This window comes from Mucilaginibacter paludis DSM 18603 (genome assembly GCF_000166195.2).
Classification (GTDB): Bacteria; Bacteroidota; Bacteroidia; order Sphingobacteriales; family Sphingobacteriaceae; genus Mucilaginibacter; species Mucilaginibacter paludis.
In genome coordinates this window covers 286,786-309,485 of sequence record NZ_CM001403.1, presented here as the reverse complement: position 1 = coordinate 309,485, position 22,700 = coordinate 286,786, and the positions used below count along the sequence as shown (strand labels likewise).

Genomic DNA, 22,700 nt, shown 5'->3' with positions numbered 1-22,700 from the left:
GAGAGCTTTGACAACTTTTAAAAAGTTGTCAAAGTTGATTGAAGGTGATCTGTGCGCGAATAGTATACTTTTGCTTATCCCTCGCAGAAAACTCCTCCATACGTCTGGCTGATTGAAGGTGATCTGTTCGCGAATAGTATACTTTTGCTTATCCCTCGCAGAAAACTCCTCCATACGTCTGGCGAGAGCTTTGACAACTTTTAAAAAGTTGTCAAAGCTGATGGAAGGACGATCTGTTCGCGAATAGTATACTTTTGCTTATCCCTCGCAGAAAACCCCTCCAGGCATCTTGATAACGGGGTGGAGAGGGCTTGGCAAGGATTGATAAGTGCCTTTTAATAACTAATATACCGGTTGTAAATTTCGGTATTGAGGGGGATCGAAAGGCTGGGCCAAACTAAACTTGAGCGCCAAATAATGGTTATTCAGCTCGGCCAAATCCATTGTTAACTAACAACCCTGCCTTTTTCAAGCTTTAAAACCTGGTTCACGCTGTCGGGTATTTCGTGCTGATAGTGGGTAACATAAATCAATGTGGTATTTCCCAAAGCGCATATGGCATCAACTACGTGTTTAAAATGCTGTTGCTGGTGGGTATCTAAACCCTGGCAGGGTTCGTCAAAAATAAGCAAAGGCGGATTTTTAACCAAGGCCCTGGCCAGTAATATTAAACGTTGCGCGCTGGCTGGTACATTTTTTAAATGCTTTCGGCTATATTGTTCCAGTTCCAAAAGTTTCATCCATCGCAGGGCGATGGCGGCTTTTTGGGGCTGACTCGGCCTGAACAGCCCCAGCGTATCATAAAAGCCGGATTCGATTACCTGCAGGCAGCTGTTATCGGTGGGGAAGTATTGATGTAATTCGGGCGATACAAAACCTATTTTGCTTTTAATATCCCAAATGCTTTCGCCGGTGCCCCGCTTACGGTCAAATAATATAATGTTGTTGGCATAAGCTTGCGGATTATCGCCATTAATTAAACTTAATAAGGTTGATTTTCCGGCGCCGTTGTGGCCGAGCAAGGCCCAGTGGTCGCCTTGTTTAACCAGCCAGTTTACTTTATCCAAAATAGTTTTATCGCCATACTTAATCGTTACATCGCTCATCTTTACTATATCCGTAAAAGGCAGGGCAGTGGTAAGCGATAAAAGTGAAGCCAGCTCATCGGCATCAATTGGCGGTGGAGGCACAACTTTAACCATATCGATACTAAAAGCGGCTTTAGGCAAGCTATTGATGATTTCGCCCTGGTGCAAAACGGCCACATGGGTAATCGTATCCGGAATTTCGTGAGGCGATGTGGCCAGCACAATATGGATGCCCGATGCCGCAATTTGGCGCAATATATTGTTAAACGCCGCGCGGGTTTGCACGTCGAGCCCTGTAAAAGGGTTGTCTAACAGCAGCAGGGTAGGGTGTTTGAGTAAGGCTGCGGCAATAAGCAGGCGCTTAGTTTCGCCATTGGATAGCTTGATGAGTTGTTTGTTAAGCAGCGCACCCAGGTTTAGTTGCTCAATGGTTTGCTCATAGCTCCAAACCTGCCGGGTATGTACGGTAGGGTGGATGCCGGCAAGATAGTTTTCTACCGTAGGCGCATCTTCCGAATCGGAAGAGTTGAAGCGTTGCTGATAGTAAAAATCTGTGGTGTTAGACAAATTACGGAAACTATGTTTTGACGAAACAAATGCTATGAGTTTATGATGGGTAAAATAAGCATCGTCAACAGGATGCTGTTGGATAAAGTCATCAAAATAATGGTGACGAATTTCGCCACCGGTTATATTAAATTTGCCAGCAATGGTTTGTAACAAAGCACTTTTACCCGATCCGCTCTCGCCAACCAGCGCCCATTGTTCGCCCTGGTTAATTTGAAAGCTAAGATTTTTAAAGATGGTTTGCTCAAGATTACCAACCGTGATATGTTTTACTGATAGGATAGCTGTATGCATAGTTTGGGTAACAAACTGCTAAACTATGTTTTTATCATAATTACACCTAAAAAAACACAACAAAGCTATCGGGTTAAATTAAATGCTTGTTGTTAATTGTATTACCTCGTTTCGGCTGTCGGGCTATAATAGGTGCCATCTTTATAAAAATCAAAATTGTATAATTTGCCGTTTACGTACTCAAATTCTGCTAACTTATCTTTAGCGTGGCCAGTTATTAAATCGTTTTTGGTTTGGGTTGTGTTTTTGGTGAAAGTTAGGCCCCCTGTGTAAAACGTAAAATAAATTGTTTGGTTGTGTGCTACGTCGCGGCTCAAATTGATCTCGATAAAGTTTTGCAGCCGGTTTTTGGTTTTCTCGGTATAATCGGCACTTTCATTTACAATATAATACTGGGTTTTAATTAAGGTAGGGCCGTTGCTGCCGATATCATCTTTTTTGATTTTTACAACATCTGTATAAGGGCTTAGTGGATGGATGTCAAACGCAGTCCGTTTTTGTTGGCAGCTACTAATTATCCCGGATAATGCCAGGAATAAAAAAGGTAAAATCTTGTTCATTTAGGGGAGGTTTGGGTTTAAATAATTATTGTGTTTACAGGATATGAGGAGACATACGAAAATATAGTACCATGCGGATAAAAAAAATCCAAATGAGGAGACAGCTTCAATCAGGTTGAAATTTAGGTGATATTTTTATTGTTAATTACGGAAATACTGGGGAAATGCATTGCATAAAATTTGCAAATGGGCTTAGCAGGCCAAATTGGTTTATCAGGTAACATAAAATTAGGGGAGCGCAGGTTTAACGCTTTGCCTGTAAAACTACTGTTTTATTGATGTTTTAAAAATTAGTTTGTTGATATTTAGATGATAAACAGAAACATCGGCTCATCTATTTTTGTTATGCTAATACATTTTTGATAAATGCTATTTGTTAAATGAATGGCGTAAATTTGTTCACAGAAATTAAGCTTTAATACCGAATGGATTATAAAGATTATTATAAAGTTTTAGGAGTTAAGAAAGACGCGTCTACCGATGAAATAAAAAAGGCCTACCGGAAGCTCGCGGTTAAGTACCATCCGGATAAAAATGCGGGTGATAAGGCTGCCGAAGAAAAATTTAAGGAAGCTAACGAAGCTAATGAGATATTGGGTAACCCGGAGAAACGTAAAAAATACGACGAAATGGGCGAAAATTGGCAGCAGTATGCTAATAATCCTTATGGTCAGGGCCGTCCGGCTACCGGCAGCCAGGGTTTTAATACCGAAGATTTTTATGGTGATGGCAGCCAGTTCTCCAGTTTTTTTGAATCGATATTTGGGGGTGGCGGAGGTTTTGGAGGTGGTGGCGGCCGCAAAAGAAGCACCAGGCCTAATCGTGGCGAAAATGCAGAAGCTACCATTGAGCTAACGCTCGAAGAATCATTCCATGGTGTTACCCGCCAGGTTACACTGGATGGCGCCAAGCTGAACCTTAAGTTTAAGCCCGGCACCGCCGAAGGACAGGTGTTACGCTTAAAAGGTAAAGGTAATCCGGGTTTTAACGGAGGCGAAAATGGCGATTTGCTGATAACCGTGCATATTGCCCCACACCCGCGCTATGAGTTAAAAGGTAATGACTTGTACTTTGACCAAAGCTTAGATTTGTACACCGCCGTTCTGGGAGGGAAAGTAACCGTTCAGGGTATTGATAAAGCCGTCAATATGACCATCCCGGCTGGAACAGACAGCCATAAAACATTAAGGTTAAAAGGTATGGGCATGCCAGTTTTTGGCAAGCCGGACGAGCGCGGCGATGCTTACGTACGCATGGTGATTACAACGCCTAAAAATTTAACCGAAGAAGAGAAGGGGCTTTTTACCCAACTCAGTGCTTTAAGAAAATAATAGCGTATAAGGACGTCGTACCCCCAGCAGTCCGGGTGATTTCAATATCGCCCGTGATTGTTGCTGTTTTCAATGCGTTGGCCGCTACATGCCTCTTTTTTTAAAATTAACTGATACCCAGCGCCTGGTATATTTCGGCAAAAAGTAAACCACTGCCGCCACCATAATGTTGAATAACAGGGATTCCAGGTTTTTTAGCGTGAAAAATATCACAGAGCTGTTGTTTTTCTTGCGGTGTTACACCGGCGCCAATCAATACCGCGTTGAACGATTTTTCATCGAAGGCTGCAATGGCCTCTTCGTCGGTTAAAACTCCTGTGCACTTCCAATCCGGCTTATTGTTAATAAGCCGGATAATGGTACTTGTAATTTCCGCATGGCGGCCTATTACCAAAATTTGTATGTTGCTCATGAGGCTTAAATGTTAAAATCCATGGGTACATCCATTAACAAAAACTCAGCGTCGCTTAATGCTTTAATGGTAAATTTATCGGTATCCCAGATGCCAAAGCCATCGCGGGTGTTTAATACCTGGCCGTCAATTTCAACCGATCCTTTCAGTATAAATGCGTAAACACCGTTGCCTTTGGCTTTGATGCGGTACTCGGTGCTTACACCTTTATCAAAGTTACCCAGGTTAAACCAGGCGTTTTGGTATATCCATACCCCGGCGTCGTCCGGATCTGGGGATAATACCTGCTGCAATCGATTATGCCTGTCGTTTTTATTCAGCGTAAGCTGATCATAACGGGGCTCTACATTAATTTGGTTTGGGTATAACCAGATCTGTAAAAACTTAACCGTTTCGTTCGGATCGTTATTGTGCTCGCTATGGAATATGCCCGTACCGGCGCTCATCACCTGGATATCTCCGTCACTGATCACCGCTGAATTATTCATATTATCGCGATGTTTTAACCCACCCTCCAACGGGATGGAGATGATTTCCATATTATCGTGCGGATGCTCGCCAAAGCCTTTGCCACCCTCAACGGTATCATCGTTTAAAACACGCAGCGCCCCGAAATTCATCCTTTCAGGATCATAACTGCTGCCGAAACTAAAAGTGTGAAAGCTTTTTAACCAGCCTATATCTGTTTTGCCACGTGAGTTGGCTAAGTGTAATACTGTTTGTGCCATGATGTTGTGCTTTTTATTTGCAATACAAATTTATACCGTTTAAACGGCGTAAAACTTAATGTACATCAAGAAATGAAGGGCGAGCGGGTTTAATCATTTTTTTTATAAGGTTGATTTTAAAGTATTGATAAACAGTTGTTTGTAATGGCGTGCTGTTGAATTGTTGATTGTCAATACTAAATTTCTCTACATTAGGCATCCCGACACGAGGAGGTACCTTTTGCGCATGATAAGTTTGGGTGCGCCGATTATCAATGTGCTATCTTTGCTCCTATAATCAGTATTCTTAAAATAGAAGCATTGGCCCGCTCAAACGCCGCGGGAAGGGCTTTGTTCGTTATTCACTGTTGTTTGTTTTGGGTGTGAATGATTGCTATCGCAATTTTGTCTTGACACAAAAAGAACCAAAAAAGTCAAGACTGCCCGATCCTTCCACCCACAGGCAAGCTCCTGGCTCGGCGTGCAGTCTGGCTTTTGCGCACATTTCTTTCTGCAACTAACAATCTACAAGGTTCAAACGTCATCCCTGTTTTTTCGGTTTGTAATTACGTTTTTTTTAAAGGTTTTTGATTTTCAGTGCTGAATTTCTCTCCATCATGTCATCCCGACGGGAGGAGGGACCTCCTATGATGAAATATGCAAGGTAAACGAGGCAAAAGGGCTTAAAAAGGGGTTATAACACGTATTGCTTAAATGTTTTAAATATTTTTGGTCAAAGCATGGCCCTGTTTGTTTAACTTTCCAGTGCAAATCAAAAGAGGAAACAGGCGCTGCTGAGGAGCAACCTGCCAGCAATATGATTTGCTGAACCACGGATAAAGGCCTCTGTCAAAGGAGGCTTTTTATTTATCCTGTTCACTGAATGGCTAAAAAAACCTTCACGAATTTTTATTTTAATGCGTTGATAAATGACCAGCTAACCTCCTATAAGCAGACACTTTGCAGGCTGCAGGATCGCGTTCAAATTATTTGGATAAAAGGGCAACCGTAACCTTTTGTATAGCAGACACCTTTCGGGCCGCAGATCCCTCGCTTCGGTTTGCCCATTTCATAAAAAAACCAAACCGGCTTTATCAGGCATTTGTCCTTGTGGACCTATTTGACAACCGAAGTTACGTAAGGTTTTTGATTCTTCATAACGAACCGTATCCGGTTGAGCATTTTTTTAGCTATCCTGATGATGGCCTTATTCTTTTTCATTTTTTTGCAAAGGTTATTGAAAGCCAGCGTCATGGCCGGGTCGAGCCTGACAGCTATCCAAGAGGCCTCGATAAGCTTCTCCCGTAATTGATGATGAGCTCTTTTAGTGAGCCCCAATATGATTTTTTGATCGCCGGAACTATGCATATCCGGTACCAAGCCTATATATCCACACAAGGCATCCAGGGAATCAAAGCGTTCAATGTCGCCGATCTCTGTGACAAATAATAAGGCGGTAATCTCGCCTATACCGGGGATGGTCCGGATCAGTTTTATAATTTGTTGATAACGTGGCTGCCTGGATAGGGCTCTGACTTCCCTGGTGGCTGTGAGTACCATGATACGGGTCTGCTGGTATCCCTGTAGCAGAATATCCAGGTTGATCCGTGCTGATGAAGGCAAGCAAAGGGCCTTGAGCAGGCAGATATAATGATTCGACCAGTATTTATCGGTGTCTACCGTCACCGACTGGTCCTGGAAGTTAAGCCATCCTTTTATTCGGTTCTTATAGCGTGTCTGATCTTTGATCATTTGCTGGTAAACACGGATAATACCGCGGTCATCCTGTTGCTCGATGCCAGGCACGAAGATACCTTTCAGGGCTCCTTCACTTAATGTTTTACTGAGTTTCCGGCAATCGACCGTATCTGATTTGCGCTGCTTTTCCTTGTCTGTCAGCGGGACATCGGCAGGATTTACGACGATGCAGGACATCCCCAGCTCACTAAACTGTCGCTGATAGCCAAAGCCGCAAAAACCGGCTTCGTAAACGAGCCTGTAATCGGCCGAAGGATAGTTCTGTTGTAGATGCCCGCTTAAGGCCTTAGGTGAAGGTTCCTGGGAAAACGTCTTTAGCTCCATATGGGTGCTGCGAAGGCTGACCTTCCAGGACTTCTTGTGTACATCTATGCCAACAAAAATAGTTTGTCCGCTAAAATCTAATTGTGTACCTTGTTTCATGAGTTCTTGGTTTAAAGTGTTTGTTAATGGTTCACTATTAAGCTACAACCTTTTTTTCAAGAACTCTTTTACATCATCTATCGAACCATTTCATACATACGACCTTTTGCGCGTAATAAATATACAGCATATCGGTTGGGCTGATTGTCAATCGCTTATTTTGCGTTAATAATCAGTAGCTCTTAATTTAAAACATTGGCCCACTCAGTCGCCGCGGGAGGGCTGTTACGTTATTCACTTTTGTTTGTTTTTGGTGTGAATCATTGCTAACGCAATTTGTCTTGACACAAAAGTAACCAATACCGACCGCATGGGGCTCATGAACACCGTAAAAAACAAACAACAGGTGAATAAAATCAAGACTGCTTGATCTTTCTGCCACAGGCCAGCTCCCAGCCCGGCGTACAGTCAGGCTTTTGCGCACTTTTCTTTCTGTACCTAACAATCTACAAAGTTTCAAATTTCATCCCTGTTTTTTCCGCTTGACCGGGTCAGTTGCTTATAAGTCATTATTGATCGGGATAACTAACAGCTTACCGTTTGATGGGCGCATTCCTGTCTTTCTTCAACAAGTTATGTTGCATCCGGCTAAAAAACTCCGGCGTAACGCCAATATAGGCGGCAATTTGTTTTTTGGGGATACCGTTGATCAGGGTGGGGTACCGTTTGCAAAAGTTATGGAAACGGTCTTCGGCGGTAAGGCTCAGGTTATCAATCAAACGTTGCTGATAGGATACCAGCGAGTTTTCGGTAATGATGCGAAAAAAACGTTCAAACTGCGGGATTTTGGTGTATAATTTTTCCTGGTCTGTTTTTGATAAGGTAAGCGCTTCGGTATCTTCTAAGGCTTCAATATTAAGGATACCTGGCTTTTGGGTAATCAGGCTGTACATATCTGCAATCCACCAACCGGCAGGGCCAAAGTTAAGTACATGTTCAAAACCATTACTATCCAGCGTAAAGCCGCGTAAACATCCCGAAAGTACAAAAGTAGAATATTTGCAAACCTGCCCCTCCCTTAAAACAAAATGCTTGCGCTTAATGGTTTTGGGCTGGAGCAGGGATACAAAATAATTCTTTTCATCATCCGATAATTGGATGTAACGACTAACACTTTTAATGATCAGCTCTGTAGACATGTGATAATAACCTTTTGCGGTGTTTTAGCTCGCAATTTAGGTTATTATTTGAATATATACTGGTTGGCTAACTTAATCTCGTCGGCTAAAATGGTATGCGGGCGGCCGGGGTAAACTTTTGATGTTACATCGGCACCCATGGCCTTCAGGGTTTCTACGCTTTGCTGCACCCGGCTCACTGGCACATGCGGGTCGGGGTCGCCGGTTGTAATCAATACAGGTGTGTTATTAAAATCACCTTTATAGTTGCCCGTTTCTAACTCTTTACCAATCAATCCGCCGGTAAAGGCTACCGCACCGCCATATTGCTGTGCATGGCGTGCAATGAATTCTAAAGTTAAACAGGCTCCCTGCGAGAAGCCGGCAAAATATATTTTATCGGCAGGTATACCTGCTGATAAAATATCGTCTACCAGCTCACCAATAACGGCGAGGGCCGAATCTAAAGCCGGTTGATTTTGATCCTGCGGTACCATAAAGCTATAAGGGTACCAGCTGCTGTTGGTCGCCTGCGGCGCATAAATAGCCATTTGGCTAACATTTAAGCTACGCGATAACGAAATAATATCCTGCGCACTGGCGCCCCGGCCATGCAGCATAACCAGCGCCCCCCTGGCTTGAGCTATGGGGGCACCGGCTGTTATAATTTGTTTGCTGTGTGTGTACATGGTGATGTAATTAATCCAGTTTGGGCAAATTCTTTTCTATCTCTGCACGGTGTTGCTCGTATTGTGCAGGTAACATTAAATGAGTACCCAACTCTTCTACTGATTCATCCACGGCAAAACCCGGATTATCACTGGCTAATTCAAACAATACGCCTCCTGGTTCGCGGAAATACAGCGAATAGAAATAGTTACGGTCAATCTTTTCTGTGATATGTAAACCGGCGTTGGCAATAATATCACGGTAGTGCATCAGTATCTGATCGTTAGCTACACGGAAAGCCACATGGTGAACCGAGCCGCCTGCCACATGCCCGGCAACTTCGCCTGCAACTTCTACCAGGTCAACAATGTTTGCGTTGCCTACAGTGTTGGTAATAAAACGGTACCTGTTAACATTTTGCTCCAATAATTTGTAGCCGAATATATTGGTCAGGATATCTGCCGTTGGCTGCATCTTGTTGGTGGTAATGGTAATGCTGTGGAACCCTTTTAAAGCGTTTTCGGCAGTAATTTCAGCAGTTTCCCAAGGTGTACGGTTATCCTCGTTTTTAGATACGGTTAATTCCAGTTTTAAACCGTCGGGGTCAAGCGCGGTGATATATTGTTCGCCAAATTTTTCGGAAACTTTATTATAAATCACGTTATGATCCTCAAAACGTTTCAGCCAGAAATCCAGGCTGTTTGCCGGAATAGAGTAGCCAATCTCGGTAGCCTGGCGTGCACCTCTTCTGCCGGGGGCAATACCTTCCCATGGAAAAAAAGTTAAAATGGTTCCGGGCGAGCCGCCTTTGTCGCCATAATACAAGTGGTAGGTATTCGGGTCGTCAAAATTTACAGTTTTTTTAACCAGGTGAAGTCCTAATGTTTTAGTATAAAAGTTTAAGTTGCGTTTGGCATTACCTGCTATGGCGGTAATGTGGTGTAGTCCTAATATTTGATTTTCCATTTTGTTTTCTTATTTTGTTATACAAATGTACCCCGGTTTTAGGGTTTCACACTTGATGTAGGATAAGAAATAACAGAACCTCCGAATAATAGAAATAAGCTGGCAATTTTCCTGAGCGGTGTAATCAACAAATCATAAACCGATCAATCATTAAAAAACACAAATCAATCATTCAATAAATCAGTCATTCAATTAATGCCTAATTGCCCGTTGTCATTTCCCTGAACTGTTGTGGCGTTAAAAACTCATATCCTTTAGGTGTCAAAAATACACCGGCGGGCACCGGGTCAAATTTGATTTCCTTTACCGTTGTTTTAACTATAATGCCATTCTGTTTAATGGTAAATGCTAAAGGTACCCCTAACGTGGTATCCATGCTGGTGGTTAAGGAATTGGGGATAATAGAAACATCTTTGGTGAACCAGGCTTCGGCATTTTCGCCAGTTGCTTTATCCTTCAACGTATATTTTGCAGCATGATAACCTGCAATGGTTTTGGCATCAGCGGTTTTGGTAAAGGTGTATGACGGCATGGTGGCTACCTCTTCTGCCTGTGCCGCTTTATCGTAGTCAACCGCGTAATGTTTGGTGGCCGATTTAAGCAGCGCCCGCATAAAGTGCGTGTTGGCGTGGGTAATTACACTGGTTGATTCCTCACTGGCTTCTTGTATGCTGATGGTTGAATCGCCTTTAAAATAAACTATGGCTTGTTTGGGCAAATAGGAGGCATATTGCTTTAAGCTATCCGGTAATTCATACTCCACACTATAAGTGATCGTTCCCTCATCGGTTTTTTTATGGCCACATGCGCACAACAGGATAAGTCCCGCAAATAAGCCTGATATCGTTCTCTTCATCTTGAATTGATTAACAAGCAGCAAAAGTAAGATAACGATTGGAAGACTGAAAACAGAAGCGATATTATGAGGATGGTTAACTGAGGGTTGGTTTGATAACTTACTATTTCGGCTTATTTACAATGATGTCTTCTTAAGTATTTGATTATCAAAGTAGTTATTTCGCGCGAAAAATCAGTATTCTTAACTTATAGCATCGGCCCGCTCAATCGCCGCGGAAGAGCTTGTTACTTTTTGTCTTGATACAAAAAGTAACCAAAAAAATCAAGACTGCCCGATCCTTCCGCCCACGAGGCCAAACCCGGCCCGGCGTGCAGTCAGGCCTTTGCCCGCTTTTGCCTGTGCTACGCATTTGCAGCCATGTTCAGGCTGCTCAGTACTTGCTCCAACTCCAGGTACGGATTGGCAAAATCAGTCCTGATCTCGTTGTGTTCAATGAAATTACGGCAGATGTGGGCGATATTATAAGCTGATGTACCTCCGTTTTGAATAGGGGCCAGCTCTTTCAACTGCTCCATAGCAAAATACGAGTGTACCTTTTTACCGAGTGCCATACCAATATATACTACGGTAGAATACTGGGTAATTAATTCTTCACAATTGGCTATCATGTGGTTGGTATTTCCACTTTGATAGATCAATGTACCTTCGGGCGCATGCTGGCGTATCTCGGCCTCGGCTCGGCTAAGCTTTTCGTTAGGGTGCAGCTTAAATAACAACTTGCGGCCATTGGCTATTTTCACAGCTTCCCTGATAAAAGCCGGCCGATTTTCTGCGCGATAAGTTTCGCGCATATCCGTAGTGGCTACCATCACGTAGTTGCGATGCGGAAAATCATTATCAACAAACTGGTTAATGTTATCATAGTTAGGCATCCCTGTAACAACAATTTTGCTGGCATCGGTGCCTAATTTTGAAAACTGTTTTTTATACCCTTCGGATGCGGCACAATAAATATCACAAATGTTTGATGCGCCGTTGAGCGAAGTTCCGCCGCTTAAAATGGGCGACCAGTTTAGCTTTTGTATTACCTTACTTAACCAGGTATATTTATCAGTCATACCTTCCTGTACCCATACGGTTTTAGTATTCCGCAGGCGTTCGGGTAAGTGCAGGTCGCTGCAGCATACCACCAGATCGTATTCATTCTTTTTGGCCTGGTAGTCTATTTGCAGGCCATTTCGTATTAAATATTCTTCGGAGTTCTTTTTAAAGTGGCCCGAAAGTATGGTGTTATCCAGAAGAGTAGTATGCTTAATCAGGTTATTAACCCACGGTATATCTGTAAAAAATTGGCTAAACCAGCAATCGTAATCCACCAGTTGCTGCGCTATCTGATGCATTTGCGATGTTTGATTAAGTGAACCTGTGATAAATAGTATCTTTCTCTTCATATTATGCTTAACAGTTTTATTGATCCGCAATTAGCGATAAACTGTTTCGCTGATACAAAGAAAAAATATCTTGAAATTATTACATTCATAGAAATGTAAATTTACCATCTGACTTTTGTAGTTAATAAGTAAATTCTATGTTAATAAAAAGTACTTTTCAACTTGCTTGAAAAGTACTTAATTATAAGTTAGAAAAATAGAGGGAGTAGAGAGTTCATGGTTTTTTACCTGAATCCGGATCCGAAACCCCACAGACCCCAATAACTGCTCACTTTACAGCCCTGGAGTTGCTCTCAATTTATGGACTATGGGCTCCCTACTCAGCACCCGGTTATCGTCTTTGAAACTCCGGCGAACCGATGATAATACCTACCACCTGCGCCAACATGTTATTGCCGGCACTGTTGGCCTGCGCAGTTGTTTTGGGTGAGTCTTTAACCATTGGCTTGGGCTTTTCCGGTGTAACCGCGCTCATGGTTGCCATGTCGCCCGGAGCGCCAACAGTTGGCCGGTCGGGTGCGGATGGAGCGGGAGATTGGGCCTTACCTGCTGCATTGTTCACTTTATCGGCCAGGGCCGGATCATTTAATAAAGGGACAAGCTGTTTATAAGTTTTATCCAGGTTACGCTCGGGCATTACCAGTTTGCTATATGTAATTAAGGCAGCATTGGCGCTCTCTGGTTCGTGGTGATTGTTGAGCGCTGCCAGGTTAACCTTAACCCCCGGTATGCGTTGTTGCGCCAGGGCCAGGCCAAAGTTCATCCGGTTGAGTAATGAACCGGTGTTGATCCAGTATTGGCCCCTATCCGGAAAACCTGTTGGAGCCTGGTAATAATATATTTTCTGTCCCATTCTGTTCATCCAGTTGTATAATTGGTAGGGGTCCTGCACGTCGGCATTTAAGCTGCGTACCGAACTAACAACCAATTCAAACGGCGATTTTGTTTTTTCGCGCAGGGCCTTGCTGTTCCAAAATTCAGGCGATGTAACCATCGTGATCAAAACCTGGCTGATATCACCATCTTGCTCGGTAAAAGTTTTAGCCATTTTATTAATCAGGCTTTGGGGCGGATTATCGCTTACAAAGCGTACAGCCAGCTTTCTCGAAATAAATTTAGCTGTTGAAGGATGGTGGGCCAGCATCTCTAACAGGTCGACACCTTCCTGGTAGCCGCCTTTGCCGTCAAAATGGCGCCCCAGTACTGTTTTTTCGCCTATATCGTGGCGGTTCGGCGTATATAAAAAGTCGCCCTCGTGTACAAATCCCTTCGCGGCTAAATTATTCACGCCAATTTTGTCAACCAGGCCTTTCATGTTGCTGCCGTAACCATAACTGCTAATGGGGTAAATGGTCCATCCGGTTAATACCCGGGCAGCCTGTGTTACATCTGATTGGGTATAGCCGCCATCAACCCCCATAGTGTGCAGTTCCATTACCTCGCGGGCGTAATTTTCGTTTAAGCCGGCAACGTTTTTATTGGCTGGTGCCTGGGGCTTTTTGGGGGCTGGCGTTGGTGTAACGGGTGCCATCGCCATCATATCAGTTGGTGCGGCAGCAGGTTTCGCGGTTGCGGGTTTGCTTGCGGCGCCACCAGCCATCATCATATCATTGCCTGCTGGTTTAGCTGCGCTCATCATCGCGTCGCCGGCCATCATCATATCTCCGCCGGGAGCGGCCTTTGCTTTTGCCGACGCCTTTGCCGGAGCGGGTGCCGGAGGCCCTACGCTGGTAAAATTATCAAGGAAATACAACATCGCAGGCGATTTAGCCGATGCCAGCAACAGTTTATCAAACTTACCAAATACATTAGGGCGTATCACATCCCTTTCGTAAGCGGGGATAAACGAAGCACATTCGCCCTTGGTGAAGGATACGTTGAAATGGTTAAACCAAAAATCGGTTAGCACTTCTTGCAACTGGTTACGGGTATATACCGCCCTTAAAATATTCTGATCAATAAATTGCTTATACAGTTCGCCATCGGGTTTTAAGCCTTTGCGGTCCATATAGGCCTTCAGGGTATCATTATAAGCTTTTTTATTAACTGCTTTGTTAACAGAGTCTTTGCTGATCACGCTATCCTTAATAGCCATATTGGTAACCACAAAACCCTGCGGATATTTGCTTAAGGCTTCGGCATTGCTCAAATTAATGGCATCGTAAGCTTTCAGATGCTGATTAAGGGTATCGTCGGGCAGAGAGGCGGTTAATTGCTGCTGAAACCATTTTTCTAAGCCCATGTTTACAACCGAATCAACCTGGCCCGGTGTTGCTCCATAGCTAAACCTGTTAAGTAAGTGGGCCGCCGCCTGGCGCTCTGTTAAACCTGCCCGTTTGTACGGAAATTTAAAACTGGTTACCGGCAGTTTAGGGCCTGTAAAAAATGATGACAGAATAATGCCTGCTACCAATACTGCTAAACTGACGCATAAAAATTTATTGGTCTTCATAACAATGCTTTTAAGATGATGTACCGATATGACGTTTTAAAACCAGCATGGTTTAAATCACAGTATAAAATATTGATAGTCTGTTAATAAAATATGGCATACAGAAACTTTTACCGCGTTTAAACAGTCATCATTTGTCTACAGCTACGTTTAGCAGCCATCGGTTTTTGCCTGTTGCTATCATCGTTAATAAGTGTCGTAAAATAATTAAGCTGTATATTCATTAAAAAAGTATTTTATGCTTATTTTATGCCAATTTAATTGTATAATAGCCGAACCAAAAAAAATGTTTATTTGTCAATATTGATGTGATTTGTAAATAATTATTAAACCGGTAAGCTAAATTTAGTTGGGTATATATACGGATGGAGTTAAGGTGGTGTTATAACCTGCTTATTTGTTAAAGTGTTGCAAAAAGGAGGGTGCAAACCAAGGACCTTTATTCCAACGGGTACATAACCGTTTCGACTTTTTTTGTTTAATTATCATGCCTGTATTTGGTATTTTAAGTGCTTTGTGGATATCAAATCAATCGCTTTCAAGTGAAAAAAATAACTGTACTTGTTCTCTTCATGATGTTTATTTGCGGTAACTTATCGGCGCAACAGTCGGTACGGCTTAATCATAACTGGGAATTTTTAAAGCAGGATATTGGCGGCATTTGGGAGGCTTTAAGGCCCGTTACCGCCGGTAACCCGGAGAGTGTACCCCTATGGCAGGCAGTTAACACACCACATTGCTTTAACGCGCGAGATGCGGTAGACCCATCCGGTAATTACTACCAGGGGCCGGGCTGGTACCGCACTCAATTGGATATCGCAAACCCGTATCCACAGGGGCGTACAATTTTGCATTTTGAAGGCGCCGGACAAAAAACAGACGTTTATGTTTACAACGTAAAAGTAGGCTCACATTTAGGTGGTTATGATGAGTGGACGGTTGATATTACAAATGCTGTGGCCGATTTTAAACAAAACCCTGTTTTTAAAAAGCAATTTAAAGGAAAAATACCGATCGAGATCCGTTGCGATAACAGCCGTGATCTGGAAAGTATCCCTTCGCGCTTATCCGATTTTTGCGTTTATGGCGGTATCTACCGCTATCTTAATTTAGTTTACACACCGGCCTTATCGCTCGATAAGGTATTCGCTTCAGCGGAAGTTGACAGCGAAGGAAAAAGCGGGCGGCTGAGTATTAAGGCGCGTTTTTATAACCCGCAATCAATAGCCGGGGCTAATGCTAATGTGGTTATTATTGATCCGCAAGGAAAAAACATCCGCCACAGCGATACTCAATTAACATCCTTAAACAATGATGAAGCAATCGGCTTATTTACCATTGATAAACCGCAATTGTGGTCGCCTTCAAAACCATTACGATATACGGTGGAAGTTACTGTTTCCACACCTGATGGCATTTTTAAGCAAACTGAAAAAATTGGTTTCCGCAATTTTGAATTTGCAGATAACGGTCCGTTTATGCTGAATGGTAAACGCTTGCTATTAAACGGAACTCACCGGCATGATGACCAGGCCGGAGTTGCAGCCGCGCTGACAGAAGACATGCTGCGCACAGAGATGCAAATGATTAAAAACATGGGTGCCAACTTTATCCGCCTTGGCCATTATCAGCAATCCCGTATTGTGTTGAACTTATGCGATAGCCTGGGCATACTGGTTTGGGAGGAAGAGCCCTGGTGTCGCGGTGGTTTAGGTGGCGAGGTTTATCAGGGCCAGGCCCGGAGCATGCTCACCAACATGATAGAGCAGCATTATAATCATCCGTCGGTCATCATCTGGGGATTAGGCAATGAGAATGATTGGGATGGCGATTTCCAGGAGTTTGACAAACAAAAGATCCGCGCCTTTATGCAGCAGCAGAACAACCTGGCGCATCGCCTTGATCCATCCCGTAAAACGGCCATCCGGCGTTGTGATTTTTGTAAGGATATCGTGGATGTTTATTCGCCATCAATATGGGCGGGATGGTACCGGGGTGTTTACAGCGAATACCAAAGCGTAAGCCAAACGGAGTTTAAAAGCGTAAAGCATTTTATTCATATTGAGTGGGGAGGAGATAGCCATGCTATGCGCCACGCCGAAGATCCCTACCAGGGCCTACCCAAAATAAGCGCTGGCAAAGGTGCTGATGAGCGCGCCGGCGATGCCAATTTGCATGGCGGCGACGCCCGGGTTTCGAGGGATGGCGACTGGAGTGAAAGCTATATCTGCGACCTATTTGACTGGCATTTAAAGGAGCAGGAAAAAATGCCCTGGTTAACCGGTACAGCTTTTTGGACTTTTAAAGATTTTGCCACGCCCGTCAGGCCGGAGAACCCAATACCTTACATTAACCAGAAGGGCGTTGTGGAGCACGATATGAGGCCCAAAGAAGCCTATTACGTATTTCAGTCTTACTGGGCAGATAAGCCCATGGCCCACATTTACGGGCACACCTGGCCGGTGCGTTGGGGTAACGAAGGGGAACAAAAAATGGTGAAAGTATACTCCAACTGTGATGAAGCCGAACTTTGGGTAAATGGCAAAAGCTATGGTACCAAAAAGCGAAACAGCCAGGATTTTCCGGCGGCAGGTTTACATTGGCTGGTTGTATTTAACAAGGGAGAAAACAACATTAAGGTAATTGCCAAAAAAGGAAAAACGATAATTAAAGACGAGATAAGCCAGGTTTACCAAACCGATAAATGGAGCAAGCCAGCTAAATTGGTATTGGAAAAATTAGGTGAAGAAAACGGTGTAGCTACTGTACAGGTAAAGATCATAGACGATAACCAGGTGCAGTGCCTGGATGCCGCAAACTGGATCAATTTCTCGTTAGCGGGTGATGGACGGCTGATAGATGATCTGGGAACATCCAGCGGATCCCGAAAGGTGCAGGCTTATAACGGGAGAGCCATTATTCGTGTTGAAAGTAATAAAGGTAAAAGTGTTGTGGGCGTACAGTCACCTGGTTTGCCAAGCGTGTTTCTTGATCTTTAATTATAAAATGATACACCTGTTGTAATAAATACGATGAAAAGTTTATGCATGGTTCTGTTACTGAGTATGCCTTTGCTTAAAATGCCTTCGTCACATCGTTTTGACGAACCGGATTTTAAGAACAGGATCACTTTAACCCTGCGCAGCCAGATTATGGAGGAGGCCGCCTGGGCTATGCAGCAAGAGCCTGTAACCGTTACAGCACAAACCTGCAGCCGGAGCGCGGGCAATAAGCACGATTTTTATTCGGAAGGCGATTATTGGTGGCCCGATCCGAAAAATCCCGGTGGGCCATATATTCAGAAAGATGGATTAACCAACCCAGATAATTTTGTAGCCCATCGTTTAGCCATGATCCGGTTTAGCCGGATCATCGGCGCGCTGGCGTCGGCTTATCAACTTTCTCATGACGGAAAATTTGTAAAGCAAGCGCTTGTCCATCTCAGGGCCTGGTTTATTGATCCGGAAACGATGATGAATGCCAACCTGCAATATGCCCAGGCCATACAAGGGATAACGGTAGGGCGTGGTATAGGCATTATCGATACCATACAACTGATGGAAGTTGTGCAGGGCCTGATGGCGATGGAAAATGCGCCCCAAATGGATAAAAAACTGGCAGCCGGGGTGCGCAATTGGTTTGCTCAATACCTGGCCTGGCTCAATACCAGTAAAAACGGCGCCGAAGAGAAAGCTGCAAAAAATAATCACGGCACCTGTTGGGTAATGCAGGTTGCTTGCTTTGCCCGCTTTACGCATAACCAGGCCCTGTTGGATTCTTGCAGTAACCGTTTCAAAACAGTATTGCTTCCTACCCAGATGGCGCCCGATGGCAGTTTGCCCCTTGAGTTAAAGCGTACTAAGCCATTTGGCTATTCTATTTTTTGCCTTGATGCTTTTGCTACGCTTTGCCAGATTTTATCAACCCCCGGTAATAACCTTTGGGAATACCAAACTGCCGATGGCCGCTCCGTTAAAAAAGGGATAGCTTATTTATACCCTTACCTGGCCGATAAAACCAAATGGCCCTTTGCGCATGATGTGATGTACTGGCAAAATTGGCCAGTGGCGCAACCATCATTGGTATTTGGTGCAATGGCCTATCACCGTACCGAATGGCTAAAAACGTGGCAAAAGTTGGATCATAATCCGGGGGAGGAAGAAGTGATCAGGAATTTGCCGGTACGGCACCCTTTAATATGGGTACAATAAATAGCTGCTTTGCTAAATAATTGTATTAATGTATTTTATGTTTTTAAGTTGATTTTAAACCCAAATCCTTTTAATAAATTACTATAATGAAAAACAAATACATCTGTTTATGTTTGATGCTGCTGATATGCAGGCTGACTGTATCCGCCCAAAATACTGATGTGGCAAAAGGATTCGCCATAGCCGAAAAGCAGACAGAGTTGCTTCTGAAGGAAACTGCGAGCGCCAGGAATAACCCGGCCACAAAGGCCAACATGGTATCCCCGCGTACCGAAACCCATACGGGTGAGTTGGTGCTGATCCCTTCAAAAGATTGGGTGAGCGGATTTTTTCCGGGCGAGCTTTGGTACTTGTACGAGTACAGCAACGATAAGAAATGGCTTGAGGAGGCAAAAACATACACGGCTAACATTGAGCCCGAAAAAATGGACCGGACATCGCACGATGTGGGCTTTAAAGTTTATTGCAGCTTTGGCAACGGCTACCGTTTAACTCATGATGAGCATTATAAAGAGGTGATTATCCAGGCGGCAAAAACACTATCTACCCGCTTTAATCCTGTTGTTGGTTGTATTAAATCGTGGGATGGCCGTAAGGAGTGGAAATACCCGGTTATTATTGATAATATGTTAAACCTTGAACTGCTTTTTAACGCTACGAGGTTCAGCGGCGATTCGTCGTTTTATAAAATTGCGGTATCGCACGCCAATACAACCCTTAAAAATCATTTCAGGGCCGATTATAGCTGTTACCATGTTGTAGATTACGACCCTGAAACAGGCAAAGTTTTACATAAACAAACGCACCAGGGCTATTCCGACGAATCGTCGTGGGCGCGTGGCCAGGGTTGGGCACTTTATGGTTTCACCATGTGCTATCGCGAAACAAAAAATAAAGCCTACCTGCACCAGGCCGAAAAAGTAGCCCGTTTTATTTTGGATAACCCCAACCTGCCTAAAGATATGGTTCCCTACTGGGATTTAAATGCACCGGCCATTCCGGATGAGCCACGCGATGCTTCGGCGGCGGCGGTTATGGCTTCGGCCTTGTATGAGTTAAGTACTTTTAGCCCCAATGGTAAGTTATACAGGGCCAAGGCAGATGCCATCATCAAAACGCTTACCTCAAAATACACCTCAAAAATAGGTGAACACCGGGGCTTTATATTATTGCACAGTACCGGCCATAAACCTGCTAACAGCGAAATAGATGTCCCCATCAGTTATGCCGATTATTATTACCTCGAAGCATTATTGCGCCAAAAACATATTAAAGAACGGGGTAAGATATAATTATTGATTTAATATCAGTTTGTTAATTGATATGGGGCTGTATCTCTGATCATCAGTATATAAATGATCGTGCGAGGAACGGGGTATTCAGCAGGCGGCCCAGATTAATACCTTGTTGATTGAATTTGATATTATCCAATTATCATACTGAATTGTTTATAGCTATATTTGCGGCCTCCAGTTATAACCATATACTCCTGTTATTGCCATGTATTTAAAAAACTGTATCCGCACATTTTTTACGGTTTTATTTTTTGCCATTGGATTTAGTTTACATGCTCAAAACGCTGTTCAAATTAAGCAGAATACTGATGAGCATATTTTCCATTCGGGCGAGGTTGAATTTATTGAAGACCCAGGCGGCAATTTAACGATAGAACAGGTAAGCAGCCCCGGTTACAGTAAAAAATACCTGGTTCCAAAAGATTATTACGGTATTAACTATCACGTAAAATCGGTTTACTGGTACCGCATTAAAGTGAACCTGCAGAACCCTGAAAAAGGGATCTTCGAATTTTTTGATCAAACTATTGATGATATTGTTGCTTATTTGCCAGATGGTAAGGGCAAGTTTTTAATGCAGAAAGAAGGGGCTAAGTTTGATTTTTCAAAGCGTTTATATCAGCATAAAAATTTTGAGTTTCCGGCAAATGTTGCCTTACAGGGCGAGCATCTTTATTATTTCAGGGTAAAATCCAGCCAGAATGCCAATATTATTATTGTATACCGCACCATTGCAAGATTTATCCAATATGCGCTTACCGAATATTTAACGTTCGGTTTTTTTTATGGGATGATATTGATCTTCAGCTTTCATAACCTGCTGATGTTTATTGCTGTGCGAAGGCGGCAATATCTTTTTTATGTGTTGTATATACTGAGTGTGGGGCTGTACGAAATGTCTGTCGATGGGATAGCATTCCAATATTTATGGCCAAATTACCCCTCGTGGAACGAGTACGCATTTGGAGTGCCTCTGTATGCCCTGAGCGTGTTTGGTTTAATCTTTACCAAAGAACTGCTTCATGTTAAAACTAAGGCGCCCCATTTTAACGTAGCTATCAAGGTAATCATCGCCTTGCGAACGGCGTTTTTCCTGTTATGCCTGTTTTACAATCAAGCTTTTTTTTATTACAAATTTATTGAGTTTGTGCCGCTGAGCGCTGCCTTTTTTACGGGTATTTATATCTGGTACAGGGGCTTCAGGCCGGCCCGTTTCTTTGTACTGGGCTATGCTTTTTTGTTTAACGGATTTATTATTAAGGTTTTATTTATCCTGGGTTATACCAGGTTTGTTCCCGGGGCTTTGGGGCATTATAGCCTGGGGTTCAGCTTCATCCTCGAGATGGTATTTCTGTCCTTTGCCATTGGCGACCAGGTTCGTATTTTAAAGCATAAGAAAGAAAAAGCCCAGCAGAAAATAATGCAGCAAATGGCCTTGAATGTGGCCCTCAAAGATTCTATTAACAAAGAGCTGGAAATACAGGTTGAAAGACGAACCAAAGAGGTTGTTTTAAAATCGTCCGAGGTATTTGAAAAATCGGCCATTATAGAAGCTCAAAACGAGGAGTTGCATAGTAAAAATATACTTCTTGAAAAACAATCCGAAGAAATTTCGAGGATGAACGTGTTGCTCGAAAAGGATAATGTAAATCTTAAAACCAACATCGAAACCGTAACCAATGCCAGGGTAATGTCGACAGAGCTCAGTTTTGAAGAATTTAGCCTGAAATATCCCGACCAGGAATCCTGCTACAAGTTTCTTTCGGACTTAAAATGGCGGTCGGGATACAAATGCATCAAATGTGGTAACGAGATCTATTGTGGCGGCCGCATTGCCTATAGCCGCCGCTGTACAAAATGCAGTTATGAAGAATCGGTATTGTTTAATACCATATTTAAAAATAATCGTATCCCTATTAATAAAGCCTTTTACCTGGTGTACCTGATGTACACCAGCAAGGGCACCATCTCATCACATAAGCTTTCAGAGAAATTAGACATCAGGCAAAGTACATGCTGGTCGTATTCTATCCGTGTAAAGAAAGTAATGTTTGAGCGTAAAAAAGAGTGGAAAGGCGCGGGTAAATCAGGCTGGAGTTCACTCATTCTGGAACAGCAAAATCCGTCTCACGCATAATCGTGGTTTAACTCGCCTCAATTTAGTTCCGTTGATGATCAAAAATGGCCTCTTGGTTGTCCTAAGAGGCTTTTTCTTTGTCGTTAAACAGGCTTTTGGGCCTTAAATGTAACAAAAAGTTGTTGTTCATTAAGCGTATCAATAAGTTATGTCCTGGGTTTTAAATTACTTCAAATACCCTGCAATATCAGCATTTTACACTTTACAGCAATTGCGCATTAAGCGTATCAAAATCTATTTAAACTATTAATTATCAATAAGTTATGTTGTTTTTTATTTGTTTTTCTGGTTTAAAGTATGATAAATTTACAGCGCCAATTAGCAATAAATAAACTTAAAGTATCATCAAAAAAATGACGAGTAGAATATTCTGATCTGCGGCGCCCGCCGTGGAAGTGAAAATGAACAAGGTTCAAATTTTCATAGCTGTTGCTATCAGTCCTGTACCGGTCTGGTAGTTCA

At 43.2% G+C, this 22,700-nt stretch carries 16 protein-coding genes; 5 read left to right on the top strand and 11 right to left on the bottom strand.

Going from position 1 to position 22,700, the window contains the following annotated elements:
• Positions 1 to 446: 446 nt before the first annotated feature.
• Both MUCPA_RS01195 and MUCPA_RS01190 read right to left on the bottom strand, forming a co-directional pair.
• Positions 447 to 1,949, bottom strand: a complete 1,503-nt coding sequence (locus MUCPA_RS01195; protein ID WP_008503989.1) for an ATP-binding cassette domain-containing protein — start codon at positions 1,947 to 1,949, stop codon at positions 447 to 449.
• Between the two features lie 101 nt (positions 1,950 to 2,050).
• Positions 2,051 to 2,509, bottom strand: a complete 459-nt coding sequence (locus MUCPA_RS01190) for a hypothetical protein (protein WP_008503988.1) — start codon at positions 2,507 to 2,509, stop codon at positions 2,051 to 2,053.
• Positions 2,510 to 2,934: 425 nt separating this feature from the next.
• On the opposite strand from MUCPA_RS01190, the gene MUCPA_RS01185 reads away from it, so the two are divergent.
• Positions 2,935 to 3,840 carry a DnaJ C-terminal domain-containing protein gene (locus tag MUCPA_RS01185; RefSeq protein ID WP_008503987.1) on the top strand — a complete coding sequence of 302 codons (906 nt, stop codon included), beginning with the start codon at positions 2,935 to 2,937 and terminating at the stop codon, positions 3,838 to 3,840.
• Positions 3,841 to 3,946: 106 nt separating this feature from the next.
• On the opposite strand, the gene MUCPA_RS01180 is transcribed toward MUCPA_RS01185, so the two are convergent.
• The 9 genes from MUCPA_RS01180 to MUCPA_RS01135 all read right to left on the bottom strand — a co-directional run bounded on the left by MUCPA_RS01180 (position 3,947) and on the right by MUCPA_RS01135 (position 14,595).
• Positions 3,947 to 4,252 carry a hypothetical protein gene (locus tag MUCPA_RS01180; protein ID WP_008503986.1) on the bottom strand — a complete coding sequence of 102 codons (306 nt, stop codon included), beginning with the start codon at positions 4,250 to 4,252 and terminating at the stop codon, positions 3,947 to 3,949.
• 5 nt (positions 4,253 to 4,257) lie between these two features.
• Positions 4,258 to 4,980, bottom strand: a complete 723-nt coding sequence (locus MUCPA_RS01175) for a pirin family protein (RefSeq protein ID WP_008503985.1) — start codon at positions 4,978 to 4,980, stop codon at positions 4,258 to 4,260.
• A gap of 1,095 nt (positions 4,981 to 6,075) precedes the next feature.
• Complete coding sequence (locus MUCPA_RS01165) at positions 6,076 to 7,140, bottom strand: IS110 family RNA-guided transposase (RefSeq protein WP_008503956.1); 1,065 nt, start codon at positions 7,138 to 7,140, stop codon at positions 6,076 to 6,078.
• 533 nt (positions 7,141 to 7,673) lie between these two features.
• A complete protein-coding gene (locus tag MUCPA_RS01160) occupies positions 7,674 to 8,279 on the bottom strand; it encodes a Crp/Fnr family transcriptional regulator (protein ID WP_008503984.1) in 606 nt (201 codons plus the stop codon).
• Between the two features lie 44 nt (positions 8,280 to 8,323).
• Complete coding sequence (locus MUCPA_RS01155) at positions 8,324 to 8,947, bottom strand: alpha/beta hydrolase (RefSeq protein WP_008503983.1); 624 nt, start codon at positions 8,945 to 8,947, stop codon at positions 8,324 to 8,326.
• 10 nt (positions 8,948 to 8,957) lie between these two features.
• Complete coding sequence (locus MUCPA_RS01150) at positions 8,958 to 9,893, bottom strand: ring-cleaving dioxygenase (RefSeq protein ID WP_008503982.1); 936 nt, start codon at positions 9,891 to 9,893, stop codon at positions 8,958 to 8,960.
• 199 nt (positions 9,894 to 10,092) lie between these two features.
• The gene (locus MUCPA_RS01145) at positions 10,093 to 10,749 is read right to left on the bottom strand and encodes a DUF4412 domain-containing protein (protein WP_008503981.1); all 657 of its coding nucleotides are present in this window, start codon (positions 10,747 to 10,749) and stop codon (positions 10,093 to 10,095) included.
• 344 nt (positions 10,750 to 11,093) lie between these two features.
• Positions 11,094 to 12,143, bottom strand: a complete 1,050-nt coding sequence (locus tag MUCPA_RS01140; protein WP_008503980.1) for a hypothetical protein — start codon at positions 12,141 to 12,143, stop codon at positions 11,094 to 11,096.
• Positions 12,144 to 12,474: 331 nt separating this feature from the next.
• The gene (locus tag MUCPA_RS01135) at positions 12,475 to 14,595 is read right to left on the bottom strand and encodes a DUF1800 domain-containing protein (protein WP_008503979.1); all 2,121 of its coding nucleotides are present in this window, start codon (positions 14,593 to 14,595) and stop codon (positions 12,475 to 12,477) included.
• 572 nt (positions 14,596 to 15,167) lie between these two features.
• Here MUCPA_RS01135 and MUCPA_RS01130 point away from each other — a divergent pair.
• The 4 genes from MUCPA_RS01130 to MUCPA_RS01115 all read left to right on the top strand — a co-directional run bounded on the left by MUCPA_RS01130 (position 15,168) and on the right by MUCPA_RS01115 (position 22,238).
• A complete protein-coding gene (locus tag MUCPA_RS01130) occupies positions 15,168 to 17,594 on the top strand; it encodes a glycoside hydrolase family 2 TIM barrel-domain containing protein (RefSeq protein WP_008503977.1) in 2,427 nt (808 codons plus the stop codon).
• Positions 17,595 to 17,627: 33 nt separating this feature from the next.
• Positions 17,628 to 18,806 carry an alginate lyase family protein gene (locus MUCPA_RS01125; RefSeq protein WP_008503976.1) on the top strand — a complete coding sequence of 393 codons (1,179 nt, stop codon included), beginning with the start codon at positions 17,628 to 17,630 and terminating at the stop codon, positions 18,804 to 18,806.
• Positions 18,807 to 18,892: 86 nt separating this feature from the next.
• Entirely contained in the window at positions 18,893 to 20,098 is a 1,206-nt protein-coding gene (locus MUCPA_RS01120; RefSeq protein ID WP_008503975.1) for a glycoside hydrolase family 88 protein, read from the top strand.
• Between the two features lie 208 nt (positions 20,099 to 20,306).
• The gene (locus MUCPA_RS01115; protein WP_008503974.1) at positions 20,307 to 22,238 is read left to right on the top strand and encodes a 7TM diverse intracellular signaling domain-containing protein; all 1,932 of its coding nucleotides are present in this window, start codon (positions 20,307 to 20,309) and stop codon (positions 22,236 to 22,238) included.
• Positions 22,239 to 22,700: the final 462 nt, after the last annotated feature.